The sequence below is a fragment of the Streptomyces sp. NPDC051207 genome (genome assembly GCF_040682395.1).
GTDB lineage: Bacteria > Actinomycetota > Actinomycetes > Streptomycetales > Streptomycetaceae > Streptomyces.
Map to the genome: position 1 here is coordinate 162,310 of NZ_JBFBAX010000009.1, position 14,532 is coordinate 176,841.

The 14,532-nt window shown below is 73.5% G+C and carries 15 protein-coding genes; 10 read left to right on the top strand and 5 right to left on the bottom strand.

What is annotated here, in order from left to right; translation table 11 throughout:
- Positions 1 to 35 precede the first annotated feature (35 nt).
- The 3 genes from AB0M97_RS12145 to AB0M97_RS12155 all read left to right on the top strand — a co-directional run bounded on the left by AB0M97_RS12145 (position 36) and on the right by AB0M97_RS12155 (position 2,610).
- Positions 36 to 926 (top strand): glycoside hydrolase family 19 protein, encoded by an 891-nt coding sequence (locus AB0M97_RS12145; RefSeq protein WP_365960697.1) that lies wholly within the window; start codon positions 36 to 38, stop codon positions 924 to 926.
- Positions 927 to 1,088: 162 nt separating this feature from the next.
- Positions 1,089 to 1,481 (top strand): VOC family protein, encoded by a 393-nt coding sequence (locus AB0M97_RS12150; protein ID WP_365960698.1) that lies wholly within the window; start codon positions 1,089 to 1,091, stop codon positions 1,479 to 1,481.
- Positions 1,482 to 1,530: 49 nt separating this feature from the next.
- A complete protein-coding gene (locus AB0M97_RS12155; protein WP_365960699.1) occupies positions 1,531 to 2,610 on the top strand; it encodes an adenosine deaminase in 1,080 nt (359 codons plus the stop codon).
- On the opposite strand, the gene AB0M97_RS12160 is transcribed toward AB0M97_RS12155, so the two are convergent.
- Entirely contained in the window at positions 2,592 to 3,107 is a 516-nt protein-coding gene (locus AB0M97_RS12160; RefSeq protein ID WP_365960701.1) for a DinB family protein, read from the bottom strand. The genes AB0M97_RS12155 and AB0M97_RS12160 overlap by 19 nt on opposite strands.
- A 26-nt stretch (positions 3,108 to 3,133) precedes the next feature.
- Positions 3,134 to 4,018 carry a LysR substrate-binding domain-containing protein gene (locus AB0M97_RS12165; protein ID WP_365960702.1) on the bottom strand — a complete coding sequence of 295 codons (885 nt, stop codon included), beginning with the start codon at positions 4,016 to 4,018 and terminating at the stop codon, positions 3,134 to 3,136.
- 127 nt (positions 4,019 to 4,145) lie between these two features.
- Between AB0M97_RS12165 and mgrA the strand changes: the two genes are divergently transcribed.
- From mgrA to AB0M97_RS12190, 5 genes are all read left to right on the top strand, one after another.
- Positions 4,146 to 5,141, top strand: a complete 996-nt coding sequence (gene mgrA, locus AB0M97_RS12170; RefSeq protein ID WP_365960703.1) for an L-glyceraldehyde 3-phosphate reductase — start codon at positions 4,146 to 4,148, stop codon at positions 5,139 to 5,141.
- A 427-nt stretch (positions 5,142 to 5,568) separates the two neighbouring features.
- Positions 5,569 to 5,979, top strand: a complete 411-nt coding sequence (locus tag AB0M97_RS12175; RefSeq protein WP_365960704.1) for a hypothetical protein — start codon at positions 5,569 to 5,571, stop codon at positions 5,977 to 5,979.
- 52 nt (positions 5,980 to 6,031) lie between these two features.
- Positions 6,032 to 8,371: an FHA domain-containing protein gene (locus tag AB0M97_RS12180; protein ID WP_365960705.1), complete on the top strand. Its 2,340-nt coding sequence runs from the start codon at positions 6,032 to 6,034 to the stop codon at positions 8,369 to 8,371.
- A gap of 6 nt (positions 8,372 to 8,377) precedes the next feature.
- Positions 8,378 to 8,950 carry a hypothetical protein gene (locus AB0M97_RS12185; RefSeq protein ID WP_365960706.1) on the top strand — a complete coding sequence of 191 codons (573 nt, stop codon included), beginning with the start codon at positions 8,378 to 8,380 and terminating at the stop codon, positions 8,948 to 8,950.
- Positions 8,950 to 9,939, top strand: a complete 990-nt coding sequence (locus AB0M97_RS12190) for a serine/threonine-protein kinase (RefSeq protein WP_365960708.1) — start codon at positions 8,950 to 8,952, stop codon at positions 9,937 to 9,939. The genes AB0M97_RS12185 and AB0M97_RS12190 overlap by 1 nt, the downstream gene beginning before the upstream one ends.
- Positions 9,940 to 10,214: 275 nt before the next feature.
- Here AB0M97_RS12190 and AB0M97_RS12195 read toward each other — a convergent pair whose 3' ends face one another.
- Positions 10,215 to 11,495 carry a streptophobe family protein gene (locus AB0M97_RS12195; RefSeq protein ID WP_365960709.1) on the bottom strand — a complete coding sequence of 427 codons (1,281 nt, stop codon included), beginning with the start codon at positions 11,493 to 11,495 and terminating at the stop codon, positions 10,215 to 10,217.
- Between the two features lie 161 nt (positions 11,496 to 11,656).
- Between AB0M97_RS12195 and AB0M97_RS12200 the strand changes: the two genes are divergently transcribed.
- Positions 11,657 to 12,886, top strand: coding sequence for a DUF6777 domain-containing protein (locus AB0M97_RS12200; protein ID WP_365960710.1), 1,230 nt, complete (start codon positions 11,657 to 11,659; stop codon positions 12,884 to 12,886).
- A 27-nt stretch (positions 12,887 to 12,913) separates the two neighbouring features.
- Here the strand turns inward: AB0M97_RS12200 and AB0M97_RS12205 are convergent, their stop codons facing one another.
- Complete coding sequence (locus AB0M97_RS12205; protein ID WP_365960778.1) at positions 12,914 to 13,324, bottom strand: PRC-barrel domain-containing protein; 411 nt, start codon at positions 13,322 to 13,324, stop codon at positions 12,914 to 12,916.
- Positions 13,324 to 13,908 (bottom strand): PRC-barrel domain-containing protein, encoded by a 585-nt coding sequence (locus tag AB0M97_RS12210; protein WP_365960711.1) that lies wholly within the window; start codon positions 13,906 to 13,908, stop codon positions 13,324 to 13,326. The genes AB0M97_RS12205 and AB0M97_RS12210 overlap by 1 nt, the downstream gene beginning before the upstream one ends.
- 159 nt (positions 13,909 to 14,067) lie before the next feature.
- Here AB0M97_RS12210 and AB0M97_RS12215 point away from each other — a divergent pair, with 159 nt between their 5' ends.
- The gene (locus AB0M97_RS12215; protein ID WP_365960712.1) at positions 14,068 to 14,520 is read left to right on the top strand and encodes an ATP-binding protein; all 453 of its coding nucleotides are present in this window, start codon (positions 14,068 to 14,070) and stop codon (positions 14,518 to 14,520) included.
- Positions 14,521 to 14,532 lie beyond the last annotated feature (12 nt).

Below are 14,532 nucleotides of genomic sequence, written 5' to 3' on the forward strand. Positions count from 1 at the left end.
GCCGGACGGCCCCGCTCCGCGAAGGAGTTGACCCTGTGTCGAGGCGCCGCACCTCCGCCGTCCTGGCCGCGCTGATCATCTCGAGCGCCGCGCCGGTGCTCCTGCCGGCCACCCCCGCCGCCGCCGCGGCCTGTTCGAGCTACCCGAGCTGGGTGGCCGGCAGGTCGTACAACGCCGGTGACATCGTGCGCTACACCGACGGCAAGGCGTACATCGCCGAGCACGCCAACCCGGGCTACGACCCGACCATCAGCACCTGGTACTGGGAGCCGTACGCCTGCGACAGCGGTTCCGGGACGCCGGTCGGCACCTTCGTGGTGACCGAGGCCCAGTTCCACCAGATGTTCCCGAACCGGAATTCCTTCTACACCTACAGCGGTCTCAAGGCCGCGCTCAGCGCCTACCCCGGCTTCGCGAACACCGGCAGCGACACCACCAAGAAGCAGGAGGCCGCGGCCTTCCTCGCCAACGTCAGCCACGAGACCGGCGGTCTGGTGCACGTGGTCGAGCAGAACCAGACCAACTACCCGCACTACTGCGACTGGAGCCGGCCCTACGGCTGCCCGGCCGGTCAGGCGGCCTACTACGGGCGCGGCCCGATCCAGCTCAGCTGGAACTTCAACTACAAGGCCGCGGGCGACGCGCTCGGCATCGACCTGCTGCGCAACCCCTGGCTGGTGGAGCGGGACGCGGCCGTCGCCTGGAAGACCGCTCTGTGGTACTGGAACACCCAGACCGGGCCCGGCACCATGACGCCTCACAACGCCATGGTCAACGGTGCCGGCTTCGGCCAGACCATCCGCTCCATCAACGGCTCACTGGAGTGCGACGGCAAGAACCCGGCGCAGGTGCAGAGCCGCGTGAGCACCTACCAGCGGTTCACGCAGATCCTCGGGGTGTCCCCGGGCGGCAACCTGTACTGCTGAACCACCGCCACGCCACGCAGGCGGCGTCCCCGCGCACCCCGCAGGGACGCCGCCTTCCGCTTGCCCGACGGCCGTCCGCGGGCGCGCGCGGTGCCACTGACTGGCGCGGGTGAGGTTTTACGTATAACCTCACCCGTCAATCGCACCGCCCGGAGGGTCCGCATGAGACGCATCGCCCTGGTCACCCTCGTCGTCGGCGACTACGACGAGGCGATCGGCTTCTACACCGGGGCCCTCGGGTTCCGGCTCGTCGAGGACACCCCGCGCCCGGACGGCTCGCGCTGGGTCGTCGTGCGGGCCGGTGCCGACGGACCCGGCACCGACCTGCTGCTCGCCCGCGCCAGGGGCGGGTCGCAGCGCGCCCGGGTCGGCGACCAGACCGGGGGACGCGTCGGCTTCTTCCTGCACACCGACGACTTCGCCCGCGACCACGCCCGCATGCTCGCCGCCGGCGTGACCTTCCTGGAGGAGCCGCGCCACGAGCCGTACGGCACGGTCGCCGTCTTCCAGGACCTGTACGGCAACCGTTGGGACCTGCTCCAGCCCGCCGGGTGACCCCGCCGGCCGCTCCACCCGAACGCCCCGCACCGAGGAAACACCGCTCATGAAATCTACGCGCATAGACGCCGATGTCCTCCGCCGCCTGCCCAAGGCGGTCCTGCACGACCACCTCGACGGCGGCCTGCGCCCCGCCACCGTCGTGGAACTCGCACAGGAGGTCGGCCACACCCTCCCCACCACCGACCCCGACGAACTGGCCGCCTGGTACGTCGAGGCCGCGAACTCCGGCGACCTGGTCCGCTACATCGCCACCTTCGAGCACACCCTCGCCGTCCTGCAGACCCGCGAGGGCCTGCTGCGCACCGCCGAGGAGTACGTCCTCGACCTGGCCGCCGACGGCGTCGTCTACGGGGAGGTGCGCTACGCCCCCGAGCTGATGCTCAAAGGCGGGCTGACCCTGCCCGAGGTCGTCGAGACCGTGCAGGAGGGCCTCGCGGCGGGCATGGCGAAGGCGGCGGCGGCCGGGACGCCCGTGCGGGTCGGCACCCTGCTGTGCGGCATGCGGATGTTCGGCCGCACCCGCGAGACCGCCGAACTGGCCGTCGCCTTCCGGGACGCCGGGGTCGTCGGCTTCGACATCGCCGGCGCCGAGGACGGCTTCCCGCCCGCCGACCACCTCGACGCCTTCACGTACCTGCGCCGCGAGAACGTGCCGTTCACCATCCACGCCGGGGAGGCCCACGGCCTGCCCAGCATCCACCAGGCGCTCCAGGTGTGCGGCGCCCAGCGCATCGGGCACGGCGTGCGCATCACCGAGGACATCCCTGACCTGGCGGCGGGCAAGCTCGGCCGCCTCGCCGGCTGGGTCCGCGACCGCCGGATCGCGCTGGAGATGTGCCCCACGTCCAACCTCCAGACCGGCGCGGCCACGTCGATCGCCGAGCACCCCGTCACGGCGCTCAAGGACCTCGGCTTCCGCGTCACCGTCAACACCGACAACCGGCTGGTGTCCGGTACGACGATGACCCGCGAGATGTCCCTGCTGGTCGAGCAGGCGGGCTGGACGGCCGAGGATCTGCGCACGGTCACGGTGAACGCCCTCAAGAGCGCGTTCGTCCCGTTCGACGAGCGCAACGCCCTCATCGAGGACGTGGTCCTGCCGGGCTACGCCGACGTGCTCTGAAGGAGCCCTCGGACATAGGCGGCCTGTCCGGCGTGCTGGAGATCGTCGGACAGGACGCTGACCAGCCGGACCCCGAGGGTGACCGGCGGGTCCCAGCGCTCGTCCACGACCCGCTCCAGGTCTTTCGCGGTCAGCTCGCGCAGGGCTCCGAGGGTCTGCTCGTGCACGGCGTCGTAGTACCCGGTCAGCAGCTCACCGGAGTCGACCCGCACCTTGGCGACCTTCGCGGCGCTGTGCCCGTAGCCGGTGTCGTGGCGGGGCAGGCCGAGCCCGAACCGCTCGGCCCAGCCCCGGGTCAGCCACACCTGGCCGAGTCCGAAGGCGTCGGCGATGTGGTCGTCCTGGACGCGGGTGAGGTGCCAGACGAGCCAGGCGATCGAGTTCGTGTCGTCGGCGGGACGGGCGTTGAGGTCGTCGGGGCCGAGGTCCGCGGCGACGGCGTGGACCTCTTCCCGGATGCGGCCGTAGGCCTCGATGAGGATGTCCTTCGCGTGCATACCGTCCACCATCGCTCAGGGGGGCCTCACGCGCTTGCCGTTTCCAGCAGCGCCATCAGCGCGCGGGCCGCCGGGCTGGTGGCCTGCGGCGGCGGCAGCAACGCGATCGTCTCGTAGGCGGCCTCACCGGTGCCCTTCAGCGGCAGCGAGGCGAGGGAGGCCCGCTTGTGGCGGAAGTGCCGGGGCACGACGGCGACGCCGAGGCCCTCGCCGATCAGGTCGAGCAGGCCGTGCACGTCGTTCACCTCCAGCGCCACCGTCCGGCGCACACCGGCCGCGGCGAACGCGGTGTCGGTGACGCGGCGCGGCCCCCAGTCGGGGTGGAAGTCGACGAAGACCTCGTCGGCGAGGTCGTGCGGGGTCAGCGCCGCCCCGCCGGCCGCCAGCCGGTGACCGGGGTGGCACAGCACGGTCATCGGCTCACCGGCCAGCGAGGCGGAGCGCAGCTGGTCGGTGTCCGCCTGGGTCCGGTAGGCGAAGGCCAGGTCCAGACGCCCGGCCGCGACCTCTTCTGCCAGCTCGCCCGAGCCCGCCTGCCGCAGCCGGATCTCCACGTCCGGGTGGCGGCGCCGGAACGCGGCCAGCAGCCCCGCCACGTCGACCCCGGCGATGCACTGCTCGGTGCCCAGGGACAGCGTGCCGCGCAGCACGCCCTGCACCGCGGCGACCGCCTCGTGCGCCGCCCGCACCTGTGCGAGGATGCGCTGCGCCTCGCCCAGCAGGGCCCGCCCGGCCTCCGTCAGGGTGACCCGGCGGGTCGTCCGCACGAACAGCGGCGTCTGCAGCTCACGCTCCAGGGCACGGATGGACGCCGACAGGCCGGACTGGGAGACCAGCAGCCGTTCCGCCGCGCGGGTGAAGTGCTGGTCCTCGGCGACCGCCACGAAGTGCTGGAGATGGCGCAGTTCCATGATTGAGAAGCGTAACCGCTGAATCCCATCGGATTCTTCTGTTGGACCACTGCCCGCGGGCCGCGCGAGAGTGGGACCCGGTTTCCGTCAAGCCCCGGCACCCCGTGCCAACCCCACTGGAGTCGCGTTGTACACCGCACACCCCGACCGCTACGCGGACATGCCCTACCGGCGCACCGGACGCAGCGGCCTCAAGCTCCCCGCGCTCTCGCTCGGCCTGTGGCACAACTTCGGTCCGGACCGGCCGGTCGAAACCCAGCGCGCCATCCTGCGCCGCGCCTTCGACCTGGGCGTCACCCACTTCGACCTGGCCAACAACTACGGTCCGCCGCCCGGCGCGGCCGAGTCCGCCTTCGGCGAGGCCCTGCGCGACGACTTCGCGTCCTACCGGGACGAGCTGGTGATCTCCACCAAGGCCGGTTACCTGATGTGGCCGGGCCCGTACGGCGAATGGGGCTCGCGCAAGTACCTGCTGTCGTCCCTCGACCAGAGCCTGACGCGCATGGGCCTGGACTACGTGGACATCTTCTACTCCCACCGGCCCGACCCGGAGACTCCCCTGGAGGAGACGATGGGCGCCCTGCACTCCGCGGTACAGCAGGGCAAGGCCCTCTACGTCGGCGTCTCGAACTACTCCGCCGAGCAGACCCGCGAGGCCGCCCGCATCCTCGGCGAGCTGGGCACCCCGCTCCTCATCCACCAGCCGCGCTACTCGATGCTCGACCGGCGCCCCGAGGACGAGGGCCTGCTCGACGCGCTGGACGAACTCCGGGTCGGCTCGATCGCCTACTCGCCGCTGGAGCAGGGCCTGCTCACCGGCCGCTACCTCGACGGGATTCCCGAGGACTCCCGCGCCGCGAGCGACAGCCCCTTCCTGAACTCCGACGCCGTCACCGGGGAACTGGTGGACCGGCTGCGCACCCTCAACGACCTGGCGAAGACCCGCGGTCAGTCCCTGGCGCAGATGGCGCTGGCCTGGGTGCTGCGCGGCGGCCGGGTGACCTCCGCCCTGGTCGGTGCGAGCAGCCCGCGGCAGCTGGAGGACAGCGTCGCGGCGATCCGGAACCTGGAGTTCGACGCGGAGGAGATCGCCCGCATCGACGAGGTGGTGCGGGCGGCGTAGACGCGCCCGTCCCGGACCGGCCGGGGCACCGGTTTCGCGCGTGCTGGAGGAGCGGCTCATGACCGAGCCGCTCCTCCAGGCGTACGGCGACGGAGCCGCCCTTTGCCGATCGCCCCGGACAGGGCGGCCGGGCCCTGAGCGCCCCGCCGCACGGGGGCGCCTCCGGCGCGTTCGGGGGCGTACGAGTGGGTGTTCCGTGCGCCGCCGGATTCCGGCCAGTTCGGGCGGTGAATATGCCAGGAGACTGGCCAAAAAGCCATGGTGACAGTGATTCAGCAGTGAACATACTCAACTGCGGGAGCGCTTCACGCCGCGCGACAGCGTCCTCACGCACCGCACACGAGCCCACGGCACGAGAACGCGCAGCACGCAGGCCGCACGGACACCAGAACCGACCGGCAGGTGAGCGCTGCGAGGGGGAGGGTACGTGCACGACGAATTCCTGTGCCACGTCACCGCGTACGGCGTCTGCGACGGCAGGCGCATCGGTGTCCCTCTGGGTACCTACCGCGCGCCCACCCTGGCCCTCGCCCTGTGGTGGCTGCGGGACCGGGCCTGCTGGATCGCCGACCGCCTCGACCCGCGGCCCGACGCCGAGCACTTACCGCCGGGCGCCCTCGTCCCGGTCGCCGCCACGGTGCCCGACGTGCCCGCCGTGCTCCGCGCATGGTGCGGTGACGTCGATCAACAGCAGCTGATAGCCGAGGAGTTGGCCGCCGGACGGCTGGTACGCATCGCCACCGGCGACGAAACCACCGAGTACGAGCTGCTCGCCGAGTCCGTCGACGCCCTGCGCATGCAGCGCACCCTTCCCGCGCTGGTGGTGCCCGTTGCGTGAGCCGCCACCCGCAGATCAGGCGCACGTCTGGACGAATCGGTAGAATCCAGTCATGGCACAGCGGCCATCCGCGCCGACCCCGCCCGAACTCGTCCTGGAGACCGAAACGGGCTCCACGGTGATGACCCCGGGCCGTGACTACCACGTCGGACGCGACCCGCTGAGCGACATCGTCATCGACGACGCCCGGGTCTCCTGGCACCACGCGGTACTGCGCCCCGCGGACGGCCACTGGACCATCCAGGACGAGCACAGCACCAACGGCACCTACGCCGACGGCCGCCGCGTGGACACCGGGGACGTCGGCCCCGGCAGCGTCATCCGCTTCGGCAGCCCCTCCGACGGCCCCCGCGCCGTCCTCCTCGGCCGGACCCGGCCACCGCCGGAACGCCCCTCCGCCGTGGCGAACCCGGCGGGCACCGGAACCTACCGGCAGCCCACCACCGTACGGCCGCTGCCCACCCGCACCGTCCGCATCGGCCGCGCCCCCGACAACGACCTCGTCGTGGACGACCTGGTCGTCTCCCGCCGCCACGCCGAACTGCGCGCCCTGCCGGACGGCACGTACGAGATCGCCGACCTCGGCAGCCACAACGGCACCTACCTCAACGGCCGGCCCGTCACCGCCGCCCCCATCGGCCCCGGCGACATCGTCGGCATCGGCCACTCGGCGTTCTGCCTGGTCGGCGACACCCTCCAGGAGTACGTCGACACCGGCGAAGTCTCCCTCGACGTGCAGGACCTCACCGTCGCCGTGGACCGCGGCCGCAAGACCCTGCTCGACCACGTGTCCTTCCCGGTGGGGGAGAAGTGCCTGCTCGCCGTGGTCGGCCCGAGCGGCGCGGGCAAGTCCACCCTGCTCGGCGCCCTCACCGGCCAGCGGCCCGCCGACCACGGCACCGTCGTCTACGACGGCCGCGACCTCTACCGCGACTACGCCGAGCTGCGCCAGCGCATCGGACTCGTCCCGCAGGACGACATCCTGCACGCCCAGCTCACCGTCCGCGCCGCCCTCACCTACGCCGCCGAACTGCGCTTCCCGCAGGACACCGCCAAGGCCGAGCGCCGCGCCCGGGTGGACGAGGTGATCCGCGAACTGGGCCTGGAGCAGCGCGCCGCGCAGCCCGTGCACAGCCTGTCCGGCGGGCAGCGCAAGCGGGTCAGCGTCGCCCTGGAACTGCTCACCAAGCCGTCGCTGCTGTTCCTGGACGAGCCGACCTCCGGCCTCGACCCCGGCATGGACCGCTCGGTGATGCACATGCTGCGCGGCCTCGCCGACGACGGCCGCACCGTCATCGTCGTGACGCACAGCGTTCTCAGCCTCGACGTGTGCGACCGGCTCCTGGTGCTCGCACCCGGCGGCAAGGTCGCCTACTACGGCCCTCCCGAGGAGGCGCTGCACTTCTTCGGCTTCGCGCAGTGGCCGGAGGCCTTCGAGGCCTTCGAGCGGGACACCGCCCGCGACTGGGCGGGCGACTTCCGCCACGCCCCCGAGCACCGCCGGTACGTCGCCGACGCCTCGGCGCAGCCCTCGCTGCCCCGCTCCGGACCCGTCGTCATCACCCCGCCGCCCCGGCCGCGCAACCGCGCCGCCCAGCTCCGCACCCTGGTCCGCCGGTACACCGCCGCGCTCAGCGCCGACCGCACCTTCCTCGCCATCATGATCGCGCTGCCCTTCGTGATGGGCGCCATGGCCCGCGCCCTGGCCGGCGCGAAGCTGACGCAGGAGACGGCGATGAACGCGCTGCTGATCCTCTGCGTCGGCGGCGTGCTCACGGGCGCGGCCAACGCCGTACGGGAACTCGTCAAGGAACGCGTGATCTACCAGCGGGAGAGAGCCGTCGGCCTGTCCAGATCCGCGTACCTGATGTCCAAGGTCGTCGTCCTCGGCACGATCACCGTCCTGCAGGCCGTGGTGCTCACCCTCGTCGCCCTGCTGGGCGTCGACCTCAGCGCGCCCGGCGGCAAGGGCGTGCTGCTGCCACCGCTCATGGAGATCACCCTCGCCGTCGCGCTGCTCGCGTTCACCGCGATGATGCTCGGCCTGCTGGTGTCCGCGCTGGTGCGCAAGGAGGAGGTCACGATGCCGCTGCTCGTGCTCCTCGCCATCGTGCAGGTCGTGTTCTGCGGCGCCCTGCTGAAACTGGACGGCGTGCCGGGGCTGGAACAGCTGTCCTGGCTGGTGCCGTCGCGGTGGGCGCTCGGCGCGATGGCCGGCACCGTGGAACTGGCGCGGATCGTGCCCGGCGAACTGACCGCCGACCCACTGTTCCGGCACTCCGCCGGGATGTGGCTGCTCAACGTGGGCATGCTCCTCGTGCTGTCGGCCGTCCTCGCCTTCCTCGTCTCCCGGCTGCTGCGGCGGCACGAACCCGCCGTGATGCGGAAGTAGGCGCCCATGACGACCCCCGGCTTCCGGCCCACGCACGTCGTCCCGCAGGACGGCCTGGCCGCCTGGGACGAACCCGACCCGGCCCGGCCCACCGTGCCCCTCGACCCGCTGCTGCCCGTCCAGCTCCTCCAGCGGCGCGGCGACTGGGCGCAGGTTCTGTGCTCCAACGGCTGGTCGGCGTGGGTCGACGGCCGCTTCCTGATCGCCGTGCCGCAGGACCCGCCCGCCGCCGGCAGCCCGCTCACCCGCACCGCCGACCCGCGCCCGCTGCTCGCCCGCGCCGAACAGGCCCTGGCCCGCTACCTCGCCGCCGTCGAGGAACTCTCCGCCGGCGCCCTGGACGGCGAGACCTTCCGGGCCCGCACCCGCGGACTGCGCATCGGGGCGGTCGTCGACGGGGAGTCCGTATGGCTGTACGACAGCGACCACGGCCGCTGGGTCTACGCCGACGGCACCCGCCTCACCACCTACGCCGCCGACGAGGCACCCCGCGCCGAGACCCCGGACCCCGCGTCCCTCGCCGCCGCCGACCAGGGCCACGCGCCCACCCGGGTCGTGACGCCCGACGGTGACCGCTGATGCCCGACGGCACCCGCGCCTCCTCTGGCCGGCCCTCCGAACTCGTCGGCCGGGAGATCGCGGCGTACCGCATCGAGGACGAGATCGGCCGCGGCGGCATGGCCGTCGTCTACCGCGCCCGGGACCTCAGGCTGGACCGCACGGTCGCCCTCAAGCTGCTCGCGCCGGAACTCGCCCGCAACGACACCTTCCGGCGCCGCTTCACCCACGAGTCCCGGGTCGCCGCCGCCATCGACCACCCGCACATCGTGCCGGTCTTCGAGGCGGGCGAGACGGACGGCGTGCTGTACATCGCCATGCGCTACGTCGCCGGCAGCGACCTGCGCCACCTCCTCGACCGGCAGGGCCCGCTGCCGCCCCCCACCGCCGTGCGCATCGCCGCGCAGGTCGCCTCGGCGCTCGACGCGGCCCACGCCCACGGCCTGGTCCACCGGGACGTGAAACCGGGCAACATCCTCGTGTCGCACGGCACCGACAGCGACCACCCCGAGCACGTGTACCTCACCGATTTCGGCCTGACCAAGAAGTCCCTGTCGCTGACCGGGTTCACCACGGTCGGCCAGTTCGTTGGCACGCTCGACTACGTGGCGCCCGAGCAGATCTCCGGCCGCCCGGTCGACGCCCGCTGCGACGTGTACGGCTTCGCCTGCGTCGTCTACGAGACCCTCGCCGGGCATCCGCCGTTCCGCCGCGACGACGACATGGCCCTGCTGTGGGCCCACCAGTACGACGACCCGCCGCCGCTGACCGCCGCCCGACCCGAGCTCGCCCGGCAGGTCGACACGGTCTTCGCCACGGCCCTCGCCAAGCGGCCCGACGACCGCCACGACTCCTGCCTGGCCTTCGTGGCCGCGCTGCGCACCGCCCTGACCGGCGCCGCCGTCACGGACCACCCCCCGACCCAGGTCGACCTGAGGGTCGCCGCGGCGACCGACCGCCCGGCCCGGCCCCCGCACTGGGCGGAACCGGTCTTCCGCTTCGGGCCGTAGCGTCGCCGGCGCCGGTCGTTGCGGCGGATGGGCTGCGGTGTCGTCTCGGCGCGGGTCTTGGTCCGGGTGGTCTGCGGTCTCGTCTCGGCGCGGGTCAGTGTTCCGGGTGGGCTACGGTGTTGTCTCGGCGCTGGTGTCTGCTCCGGGCCGGTCGCGGCCTGGGCCCGGCGCCGCTCACTCTCCGGATCGACCGCACCCCGGCGCCGCTCACCGGGCCGGATCGGCCGTACCTCGGCGCCGGTCACCGGTTCCGATCGGCCGCACCCCGGTGTCGCTCACCCCTCCGGTTCGGGTGCCGCCTCGCCCCGGCGCCGTACCGGCCGCGCCAGCAGTCCGCCCAGCGCTCCCGCGGCCAGGCCCCACAGCAGGGCCAGTGCGACGGCCCTCCACAGCCGGGGCCGTAGGAACAGGTCCCCGGCGAGATCGCCGCCCAGGTCGCCGATGCCGAGCACCGACAGGCCGTAGTGCGCGGAGATCCGGGCGACGAGGCAGATCGTGAGGACCGTGAGGGCGAGCGCGACGGCCATGTGCACCGCGTGCTGCCACACGCGCGTGCGGGCCGGGGAACGCGTCGCCATCAGGAACCCGGCGGCCGTGACCAGCACCGCCGCGACGGCCACCAGCCACCACGCCTGGCCGTCGTGCTCGGCGAGCGTGCCGACGTCCAGCGTGGCCACGCCGGGCACCCGCAGCACCTCGTCCAGCACCTGCGGCATCGGCAGCCCGAACGGGCCCTTGACCCTGCCCTCCCAGGAGGCCCCCAGGCCGAGCGTCAGCACGAGCCACACCAGGTTCGGCAGTCCCAGCAGCAGCACCGCGAAGGTCTCCGCCGCATGCCCCCGCGTCGCCGCGACGATCAGCCCGACCAGGACACCCAGCGCCACGTACGCCAGCAGCAGCACGACCATCGCGTACGCCGCCGGCCGCACCGCCGCGGCGAAGCGCAGCAACCGGCCGGGCAGCGGCGCGCCGGGCGCCACCAGCACGGCCAGCACCAGCACGCCCGCCAGCCACAGCAGACCGAACAGCAGCGTCAGCGGCACGTCGGCGCGGAAGCCCACCTCCGGCGACACCCCGAACAGCTCGCCGATGTCGCCCAGGTCGCCCTCGCCGAGGGACACCTCGAAGGTCTGGCGGGCGGCGAGGGCCAGCCCGAGGAGCGCCAGGAGCCACAGGGCGGCGATCCGCCCGGCCCAGCCCGCCAACTCGCGGGCGCCCGCGACCGCGCGGTGCCGCAGCGGACGCAGAAAACCGGCGGCGATCACGAGCACGCCGGTCAGCGTGACGGTCAGCGGGATCACGGTCAGCCCGCTGTCGCTGCCGACGAGCGCACCGGCGTCCCCCGACATCTCGACGCTGCCGCCGACCGCCGTGACGAGGGTCGCCGCGACGACCCGCCAGAAGGCGTTGCCCGGAAGGCCGGTGGCACCTGCGGCCCACAGCCCCAGCGCCGCGACCACGGCCATGGCGGCCAGGCCCGCCAGCACGGTGGCGACGGCCCGTGCCCAGCCGTGACGGGCGACGGCGGCCTGGTCGGAGGGGGTTCGTGAACTCACGCTGTCACGCTAGGCAGCCCCCGCCCGGCGCGCCCGCCGGGCTCCGCCGTCCGCGTCGGCTTGCGAGCGGCAGGGGAGACGAGCACACAATGGGGATGTTGCGAACAAAGCGGCGCATTACGCAGGAGAAGCCGCACGGACCCCCGCGGAAGAAGAGCTCGATGAGCGCCGAACCGCCATCATCCGGCCGCCCCACAGGACCCCCTTCCGGCCCGCTGTCCGGTCCTTCCCAGGGCCCCGCCCAGCCGTCGTCCGGCCCGCCGACGCAGCCGCCCACCGCCCAGCCCCCGCCGTCCGGCCCGCCGGCGCAGCCGCCCTCCGGACCGCCGCCCCCGTCCGGCGGCGCCCACCGCGAGCCGCCCGGTCCCGGCAGGCCCTGGTGGCGGTCCGTGCCACGGGTGGCGACCATCGCCGCGGTCGTCGTCGCCGTCGTGATCGCCGCTGTGGTCTTCAGCCGCCCCGGCGGCGGCCCGGGCGAGGCGGGCGGCGAGATCTTCCTCCAGGCCGCGGGCAAGTCCGGCCCCGACCCGTTCACCGCGTCCACGGCCAAGGACGACTCGGCGCCGCCCGCCACCCCGTCCCCGACCACCCAGTCGCCGCCCGCGAACGCGGTCCGTGGCGTGGACGGCGCGGAGCCGGGCCTGTACGGGGGCACGCGCAACGCCGCCGCCTGTGACGTCGAGAAGCAGATCAAGGCCCTGCGCGCGGACGCCGCGAAGAACAGGGCGTTCGCCTCCGTCGCCGGCGTCGCCCCCTCCGGCGTACCGGCCCATCTGCGCTCCCTCACCCCCGTACAGCTGCGCATCGACACCCGCGTCACCAACCACGGCTACCGCGACGGCGCCGCCACCAGCTACCAGGCCGTCCTCCAGGCGGGCACCGCCGTCCTCATCGACGACCGCGGCCGGCCCCGCGTCCGCTGCGCCTGCGGCAACCCGCTGACCCCGCCCGTCGCCCAGCAGGGCACACCGCGCCGCACCGGTGACAGCTGGCCGTCGTACAACCCGGCCGGCGTCGTCGCGGTCGCGCCCGCGAAGCAGCCGGTCAAGGCCTTCGTCGTCTACGACGTCGAGAACGGCACCTGGTTCACCCGGCACAAGGGTGACACCGGTACGAAGGACCGCGAGACCGAACCCCCGGCCGAGCGGACCACCCCCTCGGCGAGCATCACCACACCGTCGTCACCGGCCAAGCCCGACGACGAGACCTCCCCGCCGACCGACGGGACCAGCTCCGAGCCGCCCGGTTCCGAGCCCGAGTCGCCCGGCTCACCGGCACCCGAGGAGTCCCCGCCCGGCGACTCGCCCCCGCTGTCCGAGCCCGCGCCCGACACACCGCAGTCGGCGCCCGGCTCCGGTGCCGAGCGGCCGGGCAGCTCCCCGGTGCTGTGACCGGACCGGCGCTGTGACCGGACCCGCTCAGTCCGCGAGGACGACCAGGGCGTAGTCGCCGAGCCCGACCAGCCGGCCCGGCGGCACCTCGCCGAGGGTTGTGAAGACCGCCTCGACGCGGCCGGTGCTCTCGTCGAACGCGGCGTCCAGGACTGTGCCGCGCCGCTCGCCCGTGTCGGTGAGGACCGTCCGGTCCAGGAGGTCGTGGTGCGGCGGCACCGGGTCGGGGGAGCGGCGCGCGTCGACCAGCACGGCGTCGGGCCCGAAGGACCGCAGCGCCGACCACGGCAGGACCTTCTTCCCGAGCGGGCCGGTGCGCACGCGCAGATGCGTCACCGTGCCGGAGGCGGCGTCGACGGTCAGCGACAGCAGGACGCCCACCTCGGCGTCCCCGTCAGGACCGCGCACCGGCAGGCCGCGCACCTGCGTCAACAGCATCACGACGGCGAGCCCTTCCGGGACCGGCGGAACGCGCCGGCCGTCGTGGCGAAGGCCGGCAGGTCGTCCGCCACGAAACGGGTCACGTCGGACTCCACCACGAGGGTCCGCCCGGAGACGGTGACCGCATCGCCGCGCGGCAGGTACATCTGGCGGTGGCGGCGTCCGGACAGCTGCGGCAGCGTCCGCGCCCCGGCTATGCGGAAACCCACGACCCGGCCGCTCGTGCCGCCCACCACGATCACGTCGAGCACCGTGCCGACCTCGTCGCCGTCGTCCGTACGGACCCGCGCGCCGATCAGCCGCCCGCGCAGCGGCCCGCCGTACGCGGCGACGACGTCCGAGCGCACCAGCCGCCGGGGGTCACGGATCATGACCGCGTCGTGGCCGAGCGAGTGGACCGCAGGCCACGGCAGGCCGTGCTTCAGCGAGCCCGACAGCAGGCCGAGGCCGCTCAGCGTGAACCCCGCGATCCGCTCGGCGCGGCCGTCGAAGACCGCTTCCTTGATCTGCCCGACGGCGTCTCCGCCCAGCGTGACCGCGGGGCGGGTCGTCAGGCTTCGCGCGGCCATGAGTTCGTCCATCGCACGCCTTTCCCACCGGACCTCCCGGGTGCCCCGTACCGATGGGAAGATGCCCCTGGCAGCAGGCTCGGCCGCGCGGTGGGGACTGCGCTGGCGCGCACGGGGTACGAGCAGAGTTGCAGTAGTGTCCGGCCTGGCCGGCTTCCGAGAGAGAAACGCATGACCCAGCATGTGGGCGGGACAGTGATACCGACTGGTTTCGACGTGCCCGTGGAACCGCTTCGGCGGGCGGCGCACTACACCGGCGAGCCCGGCTGCATAGCCGAGGCCCGGGCCTTCGCGGCGCAGTTCCTGGAGCAGCTCAGGAACGAGTGGTGCGCCGGCATAGACGAGCGGACCGAGGGCGCCGTGCTCCTGGTGGTGAGTGAACTGGTCACCAACGCGGACCGGCACAGCAACGGCCCGTACATCCTGGAGCTGGAGGGCACCGCCGCGGCGATGACCGTCCTCGTCTACGACAGCAGCGCCGCGCTGCCGCGGCGCTTCCCGCGCGATCCCGAGCGGATCGGCCGGCACGGCCTGGAGATCGTCCACGCGCTGACCCAGCAGGTCGCCGTCGAGCGGGTGCCGGTGGGCAAGCGGGTGCGCGCCACGCTGGAACTGGCGGGCTGAGCGGGCTCCCCG

Excerpts from the sequence above, each read along its gene's own strand:
- AB0M97_RS12150 (WP_365960698.1), top strand. The coding sequence starts at position 1,089 with ATGAGACGCATCGCCCTGGTCACCCTCGTCGTCGGCGACTACGACGAG.
- AB0M97_RS12155 (WP_365960699.1), top strand. The coding sequence starts at position 1,531 with ATGAAATCTACGCGCATAGACGCCGATGTCCTCCGCCGCCTGCCCAAG.
- AB0M97_RS12160 (WP_365960701.1), bottom strand. The coding sequence starts at position 3,107 with ATGCACGCGAAGGACATCCTCATCGAGGCCTACGGCCGCATCCGGGAA.
- AB0M97_RS12165 (WP_365960702.1), bottom strand. The coding sequence starts at position 4,018 with ATGGAACTGCGCCATCTCCAGCACTTCGTGGCGGTCGCCGAGGACCAG.
- AB0M97_RS12180 (WP_365960705.1), top strand. The coding sequence starts at position 6,032 with ATGGCACAGCGGCCATCCGCGCCGACCCCGCCCGAACTCGTCCTGGAG.
- AB0M97_RS12185 (WP_365960706.1), top strand. The coding sequence starts at position 8,378 with ATGACGACCCCCGGCTTCCGGCCCACGCACGTCGTCCCGCAGGACGGC.
- AB0M97_RS12190 (WP_365960708.1), top strand. The coding sequence starts at position 8,950 with ATGCCCGACGGCACCCGCGCCTCCTCTGGCCGGCCCTCCGAACTCGTC.
- AB0M97_RS12200 (WP_365960710.1), top strand. The coding sequence starts at position 11,657 with ATGAGCGCCGAACCGCCATCATCCGGCCGCCCCACAGGACCCCCTTCC.
- AB0M97_RS12205 (WP_365960778.1), bottom strand. The coding sequence starts at position 13,324 with ATGCTGTTGACGCAGGTGCGCGGCCTGCCGGTGCGCGGTCCTGACGGG.
- AB0M97_RS12210 (WP_365960711.1), bottom strand. The coding sequence starts at position 13,908 with ATGGACGAACTCATGGCCGCGCGAAGCCTGACGACCCGCCCCGCGGTC.
- AB0M97_RS12215 (WP_365960712.1), top strand. The coding sequence starts at position 14,068 with ATGACCCAGCATGTGGGCGGGACAGTGATACCGACTGGTTTCGACGTG.